Here is a 14,718-nt window from a genome sequence, read left to right on the forward strand (position 1 = left end):
ATCGTTGGGCCTTCGGCGTTGAAGGCTTGGGGATTGAAGAGCACCTTGTGAGGAGGGCCACATCTCTAAACCCATATTATGGGATTCAGCTCACAATGCAAGACTTTTACGCTTTTGATCTGGCCTAACCAACGCCGAAGAGCCACAACGGCCGGGCTTTTTGGGCAAAGAAAAAGGTCGACGGCGGGACCTTCCCGCCGTCGACCCCTGTCGCTTACAGCCCAGTTGGACAGTCCGGCTAAGACTTCTTTGCGGATTTGGCAGGGCTCGTGGCGGTGCTCTTGGCCCGGCCCTTGCCGTCAGACGTAGCTGTGGTGTCCTTGGGGTTGTTCGCGTCCTGCAGCTCCACCTCTGCGGTCGCCTGGATCAGGGCGAGGAGGTCGGGGTCGAGTCCCGGGGAGAACTCCTCGCGGCGCTCCGGGGAGATGGTCATCGGGAAGCCCTCTGGCATAACGTCCGTGCTGAGCTCGGTGCCGTCATTGGAGGGCGAGGCGCCGCGGTAGAGCTTGCCGGCCTCGCTGAGGTTGTCCGCGCTGAACGTGTACTGGATGCTCTGCAGGCCCACGTCCAGCAGCTTCTTGACCTCGGGGAACTGCTCGGCGTTGGTTTTGGGGATGGGCAGCACCTTGCCCCAGTTCACGCCCAGGGATTCGAGTGCCTTGGCGAAGGCGTTCTCGTGGGCCTGGTCCCGGACAATGAGGTACGCGATGGTGGACCGGGCCGTTTTGTTTTCTGTCATCTCGTAGATCCGGCACTTCTGCAGCCGGCCGGTGGATTCCAGCATGAGGTTGTACAGCAGGTCCAGGACCAGGTTGCCGCTGTTGTAGACGTAGGAGCCGCTCCACGGGTTTCCTGCCGCGTCCACTGGCAGAGCACCCTGCGCGCCAACCAAATAGTGATGGATGTTGCTGGTGTCCAGCGCGATCTTCAGGGGCGTGGCACCTTTGGCGCCCGGCTCATCCAGGGGGTCTGTCTTTTTGCCCTGGTACCGCGGGGAGCCGTCCAGGAGCTGGGAGATGGTGGTTCCGATGAGCTCGACGTGGCTGATCTCCTCCGTGCCTACGCCCTGAAGCAGGTCCTTGTAGGGCTTGGCGGCGGCGTCGCCACGGAAGTTCATGCTCTGGAACAGGTACTGCATCATGGTCCGCATCTCGCCGAACTGTCCGCCGAGACCCTCCTGTAGCGCGTTGGCGGCAGCGGGATCCGGCTCGTCGGCAGCGATTTCGTTGATCAAAAGCTGTGTATGCAGGTACATGGGCTTCCTCACTCATTGATCTGATGACGGAGCATTGACGTGATCCGTGTCACTACCATAAGCATGCTTATCATCCAATTGGCAAGCATACTTATCATTTAGGCATGGCGAAGTCATGGCGCAGCGGCGCCGGTCATCAGACTCCGGGAAGGCCTCGCCCCGGGATTATTTGCGGTCCGTGGATCCTTCGTCCTCGGCGACCACCTGGTTGGCGATCAGGTCCACCCGGTCCGCGGCGGTCAGGTCCTCGTCCGCCTGGATGGCAGCAACGTCGCTGCTGTCCACGGAATCCGGCCCGGCAGGCTCAGCATCGCCGTCGTGGTGCGGGTGATCTTTGTGCCGGGCCTCCTGGAGGTGGTGCTCCAATTTCTCCTCCGCCTCGCGGCGTCGCTGCCCCACCGTCCGAATTTGCTGTGTTGTCGGGGCCGAGTGGGCATGCAGGTGCGGGCCGTGGTCGTGTGTGCTGTCAGGAATGTCTGCGCTCATACTGAAATCGTCCCACCGCACACGCACGCCGGGAAGGTGCCGCATTGACTCATATGCCACCTCCGGCTGGGCAGGGCTGTCGGGGCCTGGCAAGTTGCTCTCTCCTTGTCGGCACTCGGGTCGAGAGCTTACCCGCACCCTTCTGTGTATCGACGATTGTCGATACTCTGAGGAGAAGTCGCAATCACACCGCTTACGTCCCACGAAAGCCCCAGGAGAACAACATGCCTGCTATTCGAATTTACGAATCCGAGTCTGCTCTGACACCGGGGTCTGTGGCCCTGAAATGGACCACGTCCTTGATCGAAAAGTCCGGCGGCTGCTGCTGCGGCGGCTCAGCGAGCTGCAGCTAGGTCCCCGTCGTGAAGTTTCTCGAGAACGCGCCCCGATTCCTGTTCTTTACCGGCAAGGGCGGTGTGGGCAAGACCTCCGTAGCGTGCGCAACTGCGCTCACCCTCGCCAAGTCCGGGAGGAAAGTCCTGCTGGTGAGCACCGACCCCGCGTCCAACGTCGGGCAGGTCTTCGGCATGATCATCGGGAACACCGTCACCCCCCTTCGGGATGTGCCGGGCCTATCGGCCCTGGAAATCGATCCGGAGCAGGCAGCCGAGGCTTACCGGGAGCGGATCATCGCCCCCGTCCGGGGGCTCCTGCCAGAGACGGAACTGGTCGGCATCGCCGAGAGCCTCTCAGGATCCTGCACCACGGAGATCGCCTCCTTTGACGAGTTCACCAACCTTCTCGCCGACGACACTTCCTACGGGGACTATGACCACATCGTCTTCGATACCGCCCCGACGGGCCACACCCTCCGGCTGCTGCAGCTGCCCGGTTCGTGGACCGATTTCCTCGCTGCCGGCAAGGGAGACCCCTCTTGTCTGGGCCCGCTCTCAGGGCTGGAAAAGCACAAGCAGGTGTACGCCAAGGCACTCCAGACCCTCACGGACCCGGCGAGGACCAGGCTTGTCCTGGTGAGCCGCGCCCAGACCTCGTCCCTGGGCGAGATTGAGCGGACCTACCTCGAACTCAACCAGATCGGGATCGGTGGCGGATACGTCGTCGTCAACGGCGTCCTGCCGGAAGCCGCAGGCGACGAGGATCTGGCGCAGGCATTGCGCGCCCGGGAAGCGGCTGCCATCGCGGCCATTCCCGAAGCGGTTGCCGGGCTGCCCCGCGATGTTCTGGATCTGAAGCCGGGGAACATGGTCGGCATTCCGGCACTTGAGTCCCTGTTCGCGGCCACGTCCGAAGCCGTCATTACTGCTGACGCCGCGCTAGCCGACGTCGAGGAGGCCCCGCTGGCCGCTCTGGTGAACGAAGTGGAGTTCGGTGGCCACGGCCTCGTGATGTGTATGGGCAAGGGCGGGGTCGGAAAGACCACCGTAGCTGCCGCCATCGCGGTCGCCCTGGCCAAACGCGGCCATGCGGTCCACCTCACCACGACGGATCCCGCAGCGCACCTTACCGAAACACTCCACGGTTCCATCCCGGGCCTGACGGTCTCCCGCATCGATCCGGAAGCGGCCATTACGGAGTACCGGAGCCACGTCATGGAGACCAAAGGCCGAAACCTGGACGATGACGGGCGCGCGGCCCTCGCTGAGGACCTGTTGTCGCCCTGCACCGACGAGGTGGCCGTGTTCCGGCAGTTCTCCAAGGTGGTCCAGGAATCCCGCCGGCACTTTGTCGTGATGGACACCGCACCAACCGGCCACACCCTGCTGCTCCTGGACGCCACCGGTTCGTACCATCGAGAGATCGCCCGCCAGGTTGGCGACGCCATGGGATTCGTGACGCCGCTCATGCGGCTTCAGGACCCGGCACAGACCAAGGTCGTCCTCGTCACCCTGGCCGAAACGACGCCCGTGCTCGAAGCCGAAGAACTCCAGGACGACTTGGAAAGGGCCGGAATCCACCCCTGGGCGTGGGTCATCAACAACTCGATCGCGGCCGCACACCCGCAGACGCCGTTCCTGCAGGCCCGCGCCGCGGGCGAAATGGACCAGATCACGAAGGTGCACACCCTGACGGACCGGGTCGCCCTCATTCCCCTGTTACCCGAAGAACCCATCGGTGAAGCGAAGCTGTCCGCCCTGACCGCGCTCAGCTCCCAGCCCGCCTGACGAGGATCCAGGAGGCGCAAAGATCACAGTCAGGCCGAGGGATCCCTGCAAAAGAAATTGCGGGAGGTCGCCGTCGTGCGTTCCCAGCTTGAAGTAGGTAGACTGGGCTACCTACTCATCCTCAGGGAAGGACCGGCCATGACGGCGAAGCAGACTGCATCGGCACCGCCCCCCGCACGCCGACCAGCCAGGGAGGCGCTCCTGGAGGCGGCCGCCAGGCGTTTCTACGCCCACGGCCTCACCGGGACGGGCATCGATACCATCACAGCCGAGGCTGGCGTGGCCAAGAAAAGCCTCTACAACAACTTCGCGTCCAAGGCCGACCTGGTGATCGCCTACCTCTACGCCCGGCATGAGGAATGGCTGGGGCTGTACCGGGCGCGGCTGGAAAGGGCGGCCACACCGAAAGACCGCGTGCTGGCCGTCTTTGATGCCTACGCAGACCACGCCGACTTGGCCTACGAGCACGGTTTTCGCGGGTGCGGGCTCCTGAATGCGGCGGCTGAACTGCCTGCCGGCGACCCCGGGCGTGCGGTGGTCCGGCGGCACAAGGAAGAGGTGGAAGCGCTCCTGGCCGGCCATCTGGCAGAGTTCCTGCCCGATCCGGCAAAGCAGGCTGCACCCCTGGCGCAGCATCTGGCGTTCCTCCTCGAAGGGGCGATGGTCCGCGCCGGACTCGAAGGCGACGATCGCTGCGTCCTGGAGGCGCGCGGCATCGCGGCCACCCTGATCGGCGCCCCGTGACGGCGGCCCGCCCGGCGGCCCGGCCTGTGACCCGGCCTGTGACGGGGGCCCGGTTTCACGGGACCACCTGGGGCGCGCTGTTTGTGCTCGCCGCTTCTGTCCTGTGGGGCACCACAGGCACGGCGGCCACGTTCGCTCCGGGTGTCAGCCCGCTGGCGATCGGTGCGGTGGCCATGGGGTTCGGCGGCCTGCTGCAGGCGGCGGTCGCCGTGCGGCCCATGATGGCTTTCAGCGCAAGCCTTCGAAAACAGTGGCGCACCGTGGCACTCGGCGCACTGGCTGTGGCCGCGTACCCCCTGGCTTTTTACTCGTCCATGCACCTGGCCGGCGTGGCGATAGGAACAGTTGTGTCCATCGGCTCGGCTCCCCTGGCTTCGGCTGTCATCGAAAGGGTGGTGGACAAGAGGCCCTTCACAGGCCGCTGGGTTGCCGGCGCCGTCCTCGGCGTCATCGGCGCCGTTCTCCTGTGCATCGCCGATGCCGGTCACCCCGAAGCGGCAGGATCGGGCAGCACGGAGTGGTCCACACCCGCGGGGATCGCGCTGGGCCTGCTGGCCGGACTGACATACGCCCTCTACTCCTGGGCCGCCCACCGGCTCATTAACACGGGCGTGCCATCACGGGCGGTGATGGGCGCGGTCTTCGGCATCGGCGGGCTGCTGCTTATGCCCGTACTGGCGGCAACCGGAGCACCTTTGTTGGCTTCCTGGCAGAACCTGGCAGTGGGTGCCTACATGGCGCTTGTCCCCATGTTCGCCGGGTACGTCCTGTTCGGCTGGGGCCTGGCCCGCGTCCGCGCCAGTACGGCCACCACCCTGTCCCTCTCGGAGACGGTGGTGGCGGCCGTGCTCGCCGTGCTGGTGGTGGGCGAACGCCTGCCGGCCCTCGGCTGGGCCGGCGCTGCGATGATCGCCGGCAGCCTGCTCATCCTGACACTGCCGGCGAGGCGCCGCCCCGGGCCGGTCCCGGCCATGGAAGAAACGCAGCCCGCTTAGGCTGCCAACGGTGCGTCGAAAAGCTGCTCGGCGAGCCGGATCAGGCGGATGGGAGCGTCCGATTCGTCCCCATGGGCGCAGTGCCCCAGGAACACTGCTGTCCCGTTCAGTGTGTCATCGAGATGGACCCCTGCCTCACGGGCAAGCACTTCGGCTCGGAAGTTCTGGGGCAGGCGGCTCCCCTCATCATTCAGGTAAACGTGCCAGTCCCGGCTGGTGATGGATTCAATGTTTCCTGCAACCAGCTTCTGCAGCGCCGCCATGCCCGTATCCACGGTCTCAATGCGCACAGGCTGGGCGAGCTGGGCAGGAACGATCAGGGCCCGATAGTTGGTGTTCATGGTCTTGTCCTTGTGACTGAAACGTCGTGCTCAGGGGCGGCCTCAATTCCGCGGCATGAGTGTGGCAGGCAGCCGATTGGGTCTAGGAGTCTCGCAATCGGCTGCCCGCGGCATATTAGCGCTGGTTTTTGCGCGGCTTTACGAACAAGTCATTGGTCTCGCCCTTAGCCCTTTTTTCGGCGCACTTTTCGAGAATTGACTTTCCCGCTTTTTTGGCACTGCCGCTTTTGGGAGATTTTCCTGACAACGCAATCACACCTTTCTATCCTCTGTGCTTACCCAGTACCATACACACTTATATTTTTATTGCCAGTTTCTCCGAAAATCCCCGCCAGTTCGCCACCATGGACTCGTGCGGTCAAGCGCGTCGCGCCCTGGATAAAGCCGCAGGATTCTGCAGTTGATGTCACATTCCCGGATTTTTGATGGTAAATAAAACCTGCTTGCCCCGTTTTATTCGGTTCACTTGCGTAACCCATATTAAGTTCGCCGTAGGCACCTAAATAAGTGCCGGCGTCGAACTTTATGCGTCTTATAGGTTTTTCGCTGCTCCGGCGTCTTGGACTTACCGGGCGATCTTGCCCACGATCCGGCTGGCTACCATCCGGTCGATGCCCGGCACATGACTGGCCCGGATGACCAACCGGCGCAGAAGACGCCGGATCCGGTTTGACGGGAGGAAGGATGACGCGGCGCGCCTCCCGGCGGCCTGGGCCTCCTCCACCGCCGGACGCCAGCGCCGCTCGAATTCGGCGAGCGCCGGGCCCACACCCGCCGGAGTGACAACTGGCCCAAGGAGGTCTACGAGCAGCGAGGCGCCGGCAACCGCCAGCGAACCTCCCTGCCCGGCGAGGAGCGACACCGCGCCGCAGGCATCCCCCAGGAGCACCGCCCGCCCCACATGCCAGCCCGGCATGACAATCTGTGCTACCACGTCGTCGTACGGTTGCTCCGGGCATAGCTCCAGCAGCCTGTCCACAGTGCTGCCGAGGCCGCTGAATTCACGGCGCAGCCGCTCACGCGTACTGCCGGCGGTCAGCTCCCCTGCCTCAGCTGCTCCGCACCGGTAGACCAGCAAGGCCGCAACCTCGTCCGAACGCAGGCTGTACAGGCCGGCTACCCGGCCGATGCTGTCCGTCAGGACGAACCGGTCCCGGAACCGGGCATTCAGCCGGTAATCCTTCACGATGAAGGCGGCAGCACGCATCCCCAAAGGGCGCAGATACTGCTCTTCGGGCCCGAAGAGCAGGGCCCGCACGCCGGAATGGAGGCCGTCCGCGCCCACCAGGACATCCGCAGCAAGGATCTTTTCCGGGGAGCCGCCGGCGGCCCGGACGCCGTCGTCGTCATTCCATACCAGGGAGCCCGGCGCGCCATACCGGAGGCGCACCCGCCCGGGCGGAACGTCCCCGATCGCGGCGAGGGCGGCGCGCTCCAGGTCCGGGCGCAGCAGGCTCAGGACGTTCCCGCCGGCGAGCCGCGCGAACCGGCGGTAGTCGAGCCGGGACGTGGGCCGCCCTGCCATATCCACGTACTCGGCCGCGTCAACCCGGTAGGCGGCCGCGGCAAGCCGGGGATAGAGGCCGATCCGCTCCGCCGCCGCCACCCCCGGCCCAAAGAAGTCCATCATGTAGCCATCAGGACGCGGAGCGGGAGACTTCTCCAAGACCTCAACGTCCCAGCCGGCAAGCCCGAGCTGGCGGGCAACGACCAGCCCCGCAATCCCGGCCCCGATCACGATGGCCCTCACATCGCCTCCCCGCCACCAAGGCCCGCTGCAGTGCCTATGTCGCCGCTTCGGCCTCCGCCAGCCTGACCATGCGGAGCGCATCCGCCACGGCCCGGGAAGGCCAGTAGTTTCTTGCCATGTCCCGCGCCCGGTTCTGATCGGCAGCAGGGAAAATTTTCCCGAACAACCCGGTTGCGTACAGCAGGCCAACGAGCGCCGTGGCCCGGGGATCGAATGATCCGGCATACGGCGCACCGTCGGCCGGCACAGTGCCGGCTGCATCGCTACCGGATGAATCGCCGCCGGGTGAATCCCCGCCAAGGACGGCCTTGATTTGTTGCAGGAGGGCCGCTTCAGGCCCGTGGTCCTTCTCGGGGTACCGCGTGGTCCTGAACAGGCGGAGATGTCTTTCGCCCACATGTTCCACAATGCCCAGCGCTGCCATGCCGTCATACACGCGGTGCAGTTCGGCACGGCTCTCCAGCATGGAAATGCACTTCTTCGGGGTGTGCAGCCCGGGCCTGTCGCGGAGGATCTCCAGCTGGTGCTGAAAGTCCGTGCGCGGGGTGGCGCGGGTTGTCACCACATGCTTCCCCTGCAGTTCGATAGCTCCCAGCAGATCCAGCTCGGCCAGGGTGGCGCCAGCCACGCCGGCCCTGAGGACAGCAGGCTCAACCTCGGGTTCGCCGTCGGTGTCGTTCGTAGCCAGCAGGAGGAAAGCCTGGGGCAGGCTTAGCTCCACACCCTTCTGATAGTTGGCATCCATATGACCATGGTCCCGCTGAAAACCGTCCACCACAACGAGTATTTACAAGCCGGAAACCAAAAACCCTTCTCGCAAAGAAAATTGCAGAGTACATTGGATGCAATCAGCCTTGCAGAGTGATCCGCACTACAGAACAGGTTCCGGAGTGAACATCAGCGCAGTGGATGTTGACAACGCGGAGGGCGCCGGCAGCACCGGCAAAGCCTCCCACGCGTGGCTCGGTGACGCGCTTCCCGATGTCCCGCTATCCAAGGCCCAGAGCCGGGTAGTGGATGTCATCGGCCGCAATCCCCAGCTCTCCTCCTACGCGGACATCGCGGAAATTGCCCAGCGCGCCGACGTCAACAACTCCACCGTGGTCCGCGCAGCCCAGCACCTGGGATACCGGGGCTGGCCCGACCTGCAGCGGGAGCTGCGCTCCAGGTACCTCGTGATGATCTCCACCGAGGACACGCTGACCGAGCACGGGGAGCACCGCAGCCCCCTGCACGACGCGCTCAACCACGACATCGACAACCTGCGCCTGACACTGGAATCCAATACAGCGGACGACGCCGAGGCAGCAATCGCGGCGATGGCAGCCGCCAAGTCAATCACCGTCGTCGGGCTTGGCTCATTCGCCGGACCCGCCAGCGTGATGGCGCATCTCGGCTCCACCATGGGCTATCCCATCAGCCTGGAGAACCGCGGCGGCGTCCACTTGGCGTCCAGCACCAACACCCTGGGCGAAGGGGACGTCCTGGTGGTCATCAACATGTGGCGCTCCATCCAGCAGATCATCGTCACCGCCGAAGCCGCCAGGCAGGCCGGTGCCACGGTGATTGCCATCAGCGACATGCGCCGCGGCCGCCTCGCCGCGGCAGCCCATCACCTCCTGGTGGTGGCCTCGGAAGGCATCTCTTTCTTCCAGTCCGTCACCGCCGCAAACTCCCTGGTCTACGGCCTGCTCGCGGGCATGGAGGCGGCACACCCCGAACGCAGCCGCGCCGCCATCCGCCGCACCCAGCAGCTCTGGAAAGACCTGGACATCTACCTTGACTGACACCCGCAGGTCCCCCGACGCACACACCGCAAGACTTCAGGAGCACTTCATGAACACCACCACCGAACGCCGCGTCGCCGTCATCGGCCTCGGCGCCATGGGCGGAGCAATGGCCGCCACCCTCCACCGCGCCGGCTGGATCGTCACGGGATTCGACCCGTTCGACGGCGCCCGGGCCGCCGCCGCGGAGGCCGGGATCAAAACCACCGCGAACCTTGAGGACGTGGCCGGCACCCCTTACGCGGTCCTCTCCCTGCCGGCGGCCGGCACCGTGGAAACCACCGTGCCGCAGCTCCTGGCCGCGCCCGGAACCGTGGCGATCGTGGACACCACAACCTCCGAACCCGCCACCAGCAAAAGGATGGCTGAACTCGCCGAAGCCCGGGGCGCGGCGTTCGTGGACGCTCCGGTTTCCGGAGGGCGCGACGGCGCCGCAACCGGCACGCTGAGCGCTTTCGTGGGTGCCACGGACGCAGCCCTCAAAACAGCCGAGCCAGTGCTGCTCGCCCTCACCGGCGGCAAGTACAGCCACATCGGCGGACCCGGCAGCGGCAACGTGGTCAAGCTCCTCAACAACGTCCTGGCCGCGGCCAACCTGGTTTCCGTGGGCGAGGCCCTGGGCGTGGCCAAGGCGTACGGCATCGACCCCGTCACGGCGGCTGCCAGCATCAGCGAAGCCTCCGGCGGCAGCAGAGTCTCCGCGAACATGTATCCAAACTGGGTCCTCAGCGGGACCCACAATTCCGGCTTCTCCCTCGGGCTGATGGCCCGCGACGCCGCCCTCGCCGTGGACATCGCCGCCCAGATCGGGGAGAACCCTGCCCTGCTCGCAGCCGTGGCCGGGCAGTGGCAGGAGGCCCTGGCCGTCCTCGGACCCCGCGCCGACTTCACCGAAATCGCCAGGGCCGTGGCCCCGGCCATCACGCCCGCCGGTGCCCCCGGCACCAGCGCGCCCGGCACCACTCCCGTCTCCTAAGCCCCCAGCCCCCAGCCCTCAAGGACCACCACATTGAGCATCACCACAGCACCCACCTCCTCCTCGGCGGCCACCGCCCGGGCAGTCCTGGACGCCGCCTTCCCGGCCGGTCTCGGCGCCTTCGTTGACGGCAAAGTAGTCACTGGCAGCGGCGAGAGCATCACGCTCACCGCTGCCGCCACCGGCGAACCCTTCGCCACCTACGCGGACCCCGGCGCCGAAGGCGCCAACGCCATCCTGGAAAGCTCGATGGCGGGCGCGGCCGCCTGGGCCGCGCTGAACGGTTTCGAGCGGGCCGCCATCCTCCGCAACGTCAGCCTCGTCGTCGGACGGCATGGCGAGGAACTGGCCATCCTCGAATCAGCCACCACGGGAAAGCCCCTCCGCGACACCCGCATCGAAGCCGCCAAGGTGGCCGAAATGTTCGGCTACTACGCGGGCTGGGCGGACAAGCTCACCGGCCAGACCATCCCTGTCCCCGGCAACTGGCACACCTACACGGAGCGCGTGCCGTGGGGCGTCGTCGTCGCCATCACCCCCTGGAACGCTCCCCTCTTCACGGCGGGCTGGAACTCCGCCGCCCCGCTCGCGGCCGGCAACGCCGTGATCATCAAGCCCAGCGAATTCACCCCGGCCTCCTCGGTCCGGCTCGCCCAGATCGCGCACGAAGCCGGGCTGCCGGCAGGCGTCTTCAACGTCGCCGCAGGGCTCGGCCAGACCGTCGGCGCCACCCTCACCACCGACCGGCGGGTGGGTAAAGTCAGCTTCATCGGCTCCGTCCCCACCGGCCGCCGCGTGGCCGTTGCTGCCGCGCAGGCCGGGATCCCCGCCCTGCTGGAACTCGGGGGCAAGAGCGCCAACATCGTGTTCGCCGACGCCGACCTGGACCGTGCCGCGGACGGTGCCATCTCCGCGATCTTCTCCGGCGCCGGCCAATCGTGCGTGGCCGGCTCCAGGCTCCTGGTGGAGCGGAGCGTGCACGCGCAGTTTGTGGAGCTGGTGGCCGCCAAGTCGGCAAAGCTGCGCGTCGGCGACCCGCTGAGCGCGGACACCGAGGTGGGCCCCATCATCACAGCCCGGCAGTTCGCCACCGTCACCACCCTCATCGAGGCAGGAATGCACGACGGCGGCCGCCGGGTCACCGGGGGCACGCTTCCGGAGGCGCTGGCCGGGTCCGCCCTGGCCGGCGGCCACTGGGTGATGCCCACCCTGCTGGACGGGGTGACGCCGGCGAACCGGCTCGAAACCACGGAAGTCTTCGGTCCCGTGGTGGGCGCGGACGCGTTCGATACCGAAGCAGAAGCCATTGCCCGGGCCAACAACACGAACTTCGGCCTGGCCGGCGCCGTGTGGACCTCGGACGTGTCCCGCGCCCACCACGTTGCCCGCGAGGTTAAGGCCGGCACGTTCTGGATCAACTCCTATAAGACCATCCACGTGGCGGTCCCGTTCGGCGGCTTCGGCGATTCCGGCCACGGCCGCTCCTCCGGCCCCGGCGTCCTGGACGAGTACACCCAGACCAAGGCCATCTGGGTTCCCACCCGCGCGGCAGGATCGCCCTTCCCGTCGCTGTCCTACTGACACCTCAAACTGACACGCCAAAACAGAGCAGGCAGGTACTTATGGAACTGACAGACACCCCGCCCACGGCGACGCTCCGCACAGCCCTGGCGGACGCCGTCGAACGCTGGAAGCCCCGCGTCCAGGCACTGGCGCAGGAAATCCACGCGCTCAAGGAGGTCTCCTTCGAGGAGGTCCGCTCGGCTGATGCCATCGCAAGGCTGCTGGAAGAGGGCGGCTTTGAGGTGGAACGCGGCACCGGCGGGCTGGCCACGGCATTCACCGGGACTGCAGGCAGCGGCGAGCTCACGGTGGCCCTGTGCGTGGAATACGACGCCCTCCCTGACATTGGGCATGCGTGCGGGCACAACCTGATCGCCGGCGCCTCGGTGGCCGCCGCGCTTGCCCTGGCGCCGTACGCGGACGAGCTGGGCATCACGCTCAAGGCCATCGGGACACCGGCGGAGGAGCACGGCGGCGGCAAGGCGCTGATGCTGGAACAGGGCGCTTTCGACGGCGTGGGGCTGGCTTTGATGGTCCATCCCGTCCAGGACGGCCTCACGTACAACCCGGCAGGCACCAGTGCGCAGGCCGTTGGACGGTACAAGGCAACGTTCACGGGCAAGGCGGCGCATGCCGCGGCAGCACCGCACCAGGCCATCAACGCCGCGGACGCCGCCGTGCTGAGCCAGGTGGCCATTGGCCTGCTCCGCCAGCAGATCCCCAGCGACCACCGCATCGCCTGCTTCGTGGCCGAGGCCGGACACGTCACCAACATCATCCCGGACAAGGCCGTGGTGCAGTTTGAGTGCCGGGCCTTCACCCTGCCGGAGTACGAGGCCCTGCTGGAGCGTGTCCGCCGCTGCTTTGAGGGAGCGGCCCTGGCCACCGGAACAACGCTGGCCATCGAAGCAACCGAACCCCTTTACGAGCCCTTGCTCCAGGACGACGCCCTCGCGGCGCACTGGACGGATGCGATGGATGTGTTCGGCAAGGACACGTCCCGCTCGTCCGGGCTCAGCGGCGGCTCAACGGACATGGGCAACATCTCCCAGGTCATCCCGTCCCTGCACCCCTGGCTCAGCATTCCCGGGGCCAATGTACCCATCCACTCGCACGCGTTCGCCGCACTGGCCGACACGCCGCAGGCGTACGGGGTGATGTTCGAGGCCGCCACCGCGCTGGCCTGGACCGTCGCCGCGGCCGCCTCAACCCCCGCAGAACGGGAACGCTTCACCCAAGCGGCATACCGCCGTCGTACTTCCACCCAGGAAGCTTTCACCCAGGAAGGCACATCATGAGCAGCAGCACCAAAACAGCGCGGACGGACAAGGCCGGCACCAGGCTGACCCTCCCGATTGCCGCCCTGGCCTTCGTCATTGCGCTGGCGGTCCAGTTCATCGGGCAGGCCAAAATCGACGTGGGGATCGGCTCGATCATCATCTTCCCCATGGTGTGGGGCCTTATTCTGGGCCTGCTGGTCTCGGTCCAGAAGTTCAAACCGCTCGGCCTGGACCTCCAGCGCGTTGCGGCCGCCCTTGTCGGCGTGGCCGTGCTGCTCCTGGTGGCCCGGCTGGCATTCAACATCGGCCCCAGCCTGCCCACCCTGCTCAAAGCGGGGCCGGCGCTGCTCCTCCAGGAGGTGGGCCACCTGCTCGGCACCATCGTGCTGGCGCTCCCCCTCGCCGTCCTGCTGAGGATGGGCAAGGCCACCGTGGGTGCCACGTTCTCGCTGGACCGCGAGCCGTCGTTCGCCATGGTGTCCGAGAAGTACGGGCCCGATTCGGACCAGTACCGCGGCGTGCTGGCCATGTATGTTTTCGGCACGCTGTTCGGTGCCGTGTTCATCACGCTCCTGACCTCGCTCGTGGCCAACTGGAAGATCTTCGATCCGCTGGCCCTGGCCATGGGCGCCGGCGTGGGGTCCGGGTCCATGATGGCGGCCTCCGCGGCCAGCATCGTGGCGGCCTACCCTGCCGATGAGGAAGCCATCCTGGGCATGGCGGCCGTGTCCAACCTGATCACCACCGTCCTGGGCGTTTACGTGGGCATCTACATCGCGCTGCCGCTGGCCGACAAGTTCTACAAAGCCCTCACCCGCAAGCAGACGGCCCGTGAAACTGCGGCCGTGACGTCGGGGGCGCCTGCCGAGCGGTCCGCTGCCGACGTTGACCGCGACGCAGCACAGGCGGAGGAGAACCGGCTGTTCCGCGAGCGCGTGGCCGAATCCTCCGCGGCCATGAGGCTGCCTCTGTGGCTGTCGCTGTCCGTCCTTACGGTGCTGGGCATCGGCACGGCGTCGGTGGCGGCGAAGGGCTTCAGCATCTCGATTGTGGCCGGATACGCCATCATGCTTGCCCTGGTCCTGCTCAGCATCGCGCTGGCGAAGCTCACCCGGAAGATCTCGGCGATCGTTTTTGTCACCACCATCGGCGCCTACATCTCCAGCCCGTGGTTCTTCGGCGCGGAACCGCTGAACGCGGCCGTCAAGACCGTGGACTTCCTGTCCATCGCCACCGTGATGCTGACCCTCGCGGGCCTGTCGCTCGGCAAGGACATCCCGCTGCTGAAGAACATCGGCTGGAAGATCATCCCCGTGGGCCTGGTGGCCATCACGGCGTCCTTCCTGCTCTCCACGGTGATCGCGGAGTTCGCCCTCGGCCTCTGGCACTAACCTGCAACGCTCCCCGCTGCTGCGGCG

The 14,718-nt window shown here is 66.4% G+C and carries 13 protein-coding genes; 8 read left to right on the forward strand and 5 right to left on the reverse strand.

The window, feature by feature from the left end; translation table 11 throughout:
* Window positions 1–238: 238 nt before the first annotated feature.
* Both IDT60_RS16890 and IDT60_RS16895 read right to left on the reverse strand, forming a co-directional pair.
* The gene (locus IDT60_RS16890) at window positions 239–1,255 is read right to left on the reverse strand and encodes a manganese catalase family protein (protein WP_223883774.1); all 1,017 of its coding nucleotides are present in this window, start codon (window positions 1,253–1,255) and stop codon (window positions 239–241) included.
* Between the two features lie 165 nt (window positions 1,256–1,420).
* The gene (locus tag IDT60_RS16895) at window positions 1,421–1,741 is read right to left on the reverse strand and encodes a hypothetical protein (protein WP_191082045.1); all 321 of its coding nucleotides are present in this window, start codon (window positions 1,739–1,741) and stop codon (window positions 1,421–1,423) included.
* A 362-nt stretch (window positions 1,742–2,103) separates the two neighbouring features.
* Here IDT60_RS16895 and arsA point away from each other — a divergent pair, with 362 nt between their 5' ends.
* From arsA to IDT60_RS16910, 3 genes are all read left to right on the forward strand, one after another.
* Window positions 2,104–3,864: an arsenical pump-driving ATPase gene (gene arsA, locus IDT60_RS16900; RefSeq protein WP_191079928.1), complete on the forward strand. Its 1,761-nt coding sequence runs from the start codon at window positions 2,104–2,106 to the stop codon at window positions 3,862–3,864.
* Window positions 3,865–4,002: 138 nt separating this feature from the next.
* Entirely contained in the window at window positions 4,003–4,608 is a 606-nt protein-coding gene (locus tag IDT60_RS16905; RefSeq protein WP_191079929.1) for a TetR/AcrR family transcriptional regulator, read from the forward strand.
* A gap of 38 nt (window positions 4,609–4,646) precedes the next feature.
* The gene (locus IDT60_RS16910) at window positions 4,647–5,603 is read left to right on the forward strand and encodes a DMT family transporter (RefSeq protein WP_370590753.1); all 957 of its coding nucleotides are present in this window, start codon (window positions 4,647–4,649) and stop codon (window positions 5,601–5,603) included.
* Here IDT60_RS16910 and IDT60_RS16915 read toward each other — a convergent pair.
* The 3 genes from IDT60_RS16915 to IDT60_RS16925 all read right to left on the reverse strand — a co-directional run bounded on the left by IDT60_RS16915 (window position 5,600) and on the right by IDT60_RS16925 (window position 8,439).
* Window positions 5,600–5,944, reverse strand: coding sequence for a DUF3846 domain-containing protein (locus tag IDT60_RS16915; RefSeq protein ID WP_164204846.1), 345 nt, complete (start codon window positions 5,942–5,944; stop codon window positions 5,600–5,602). The two genes, IDT60_RS16910 and IDT60_RS16915, sit on opposite strands and share 4 nt — an antisense overlap.
* A 565-nt stretch (window positions 5,945–6,509) precedes the next feature.
* Entirely contained in the window at window positions 6,510–7,694 is a 1,185-nt protein-coding gene (locus tag IDT60_RS16920) for an FAD-dependent monooxygenase (RefSeq protein ID WP_191079930.1), read from the reverse strand.
* 34 nt (window positions 7,695–7,728) lie between these two features.
* Window positions 7,729–8,439: a GPP34 family phosphoprotein gene (locus IDT60_RS16925; protein ID WP_191079931.1), complete on the reverse strand. Its 711-nt coding sequence runs from the start codon at window positions 8,437–8,439 to the stop codon at window positions 7,729–7,731.
* A gap of 145 nt (window positions 8,440–8,584) precedes the next feature.
* Here IDT60_RS16925 and IDT60_RS16930 point away from each other — a divergent pair, with 145 nt between their 5' ends.
* Genes IDT60_RS16930 through IDT60_RS16950 form a run of 5 tightly spaced genes read left to right on the forward strand, consistent with a single transcriptional unit; the run spans window position 8,585 to window position 14,691 of the window.
* On the forward strand, window positions 8,585–9,481 hold the full coding sequence (locus IDT60_RS16930; RefSeq protein ID WP_370590701.1) for a MurR/RpiR family transcriptional regulator: 897 nt from the start codon (window positions 8,585–8,587) through the stop codon (window positions 9,479–9,481).
* 49 nt (window positions 9,482–9,530) lie between these two features.
* Window positions 9,531–10,457 carry an NAD(P)-dependent oxidoreductase gene (locus tag IDT60_RS16935; RefSeq protein WP_191079932.1) on the forward strand — a complete coding sequence of 309 codons (927 nt, stop codon included), beginning with the start codon at window positions 9,531–9,533 and terminating at the stop codon, window positions 10,455–10,457.
* A 33-nt stretch (window positions 10,458–10,490) separates the two neighbouring features.
* Window positions 10,491–12,038 carry an aldehyde dehydrogenase gene (locus IDT60_RS16940; RefSeq protein ID WP_191079933.1) on the forward strand — a complete coding sequence of 516 codons (1,548 nt, stop codon included), beginning with the start codon at window positions 10,491–10,493 and terminating at the stop codon, window positions 12,036–12,038.
* A gap of 41 nt (window positions 12,039–12,079) precedes the next feature.
* Complete coding sequence (locus IDT60_RS16945; protein WP_191079934.1) at window positions 12,080–13,318, forward strand: amidohydrolase; 1,239 nt, start codon at window positions 12,080–12,082, stop codon at window positions 13,316–13,318.
* Window positions 13,315–14,691 (forward strand): DUF3100 domain-containing protein, encoded by a 1,377-nt coding sequence (locus tag IDT60_RS16950; RefSeq protein WP_191079935.1) that lies wholly within the window; start codon window positions 13,315–13,317, stop codon window positions 14,689–14,691. The genes IDT60_RS16945 and IDT60_RS16950 overlap by 4 nt, the downstream gene beginning before the upstream one ends.
* The last annotated feature ends 27 nt before the right edge of the window (window positions 14,692–14,718 follow it).

Origin of the sequence: Pseudarthrobacter sp. BIM B-2242 (genome assembly GCF_014764445.1) — a bacterium.
GTDB lineage: Bacteria > Actinomycetota > Actinomycetes > Actinomycetales > Micrococcaceae > Arthrobacter > Arthrobacter luteus_A.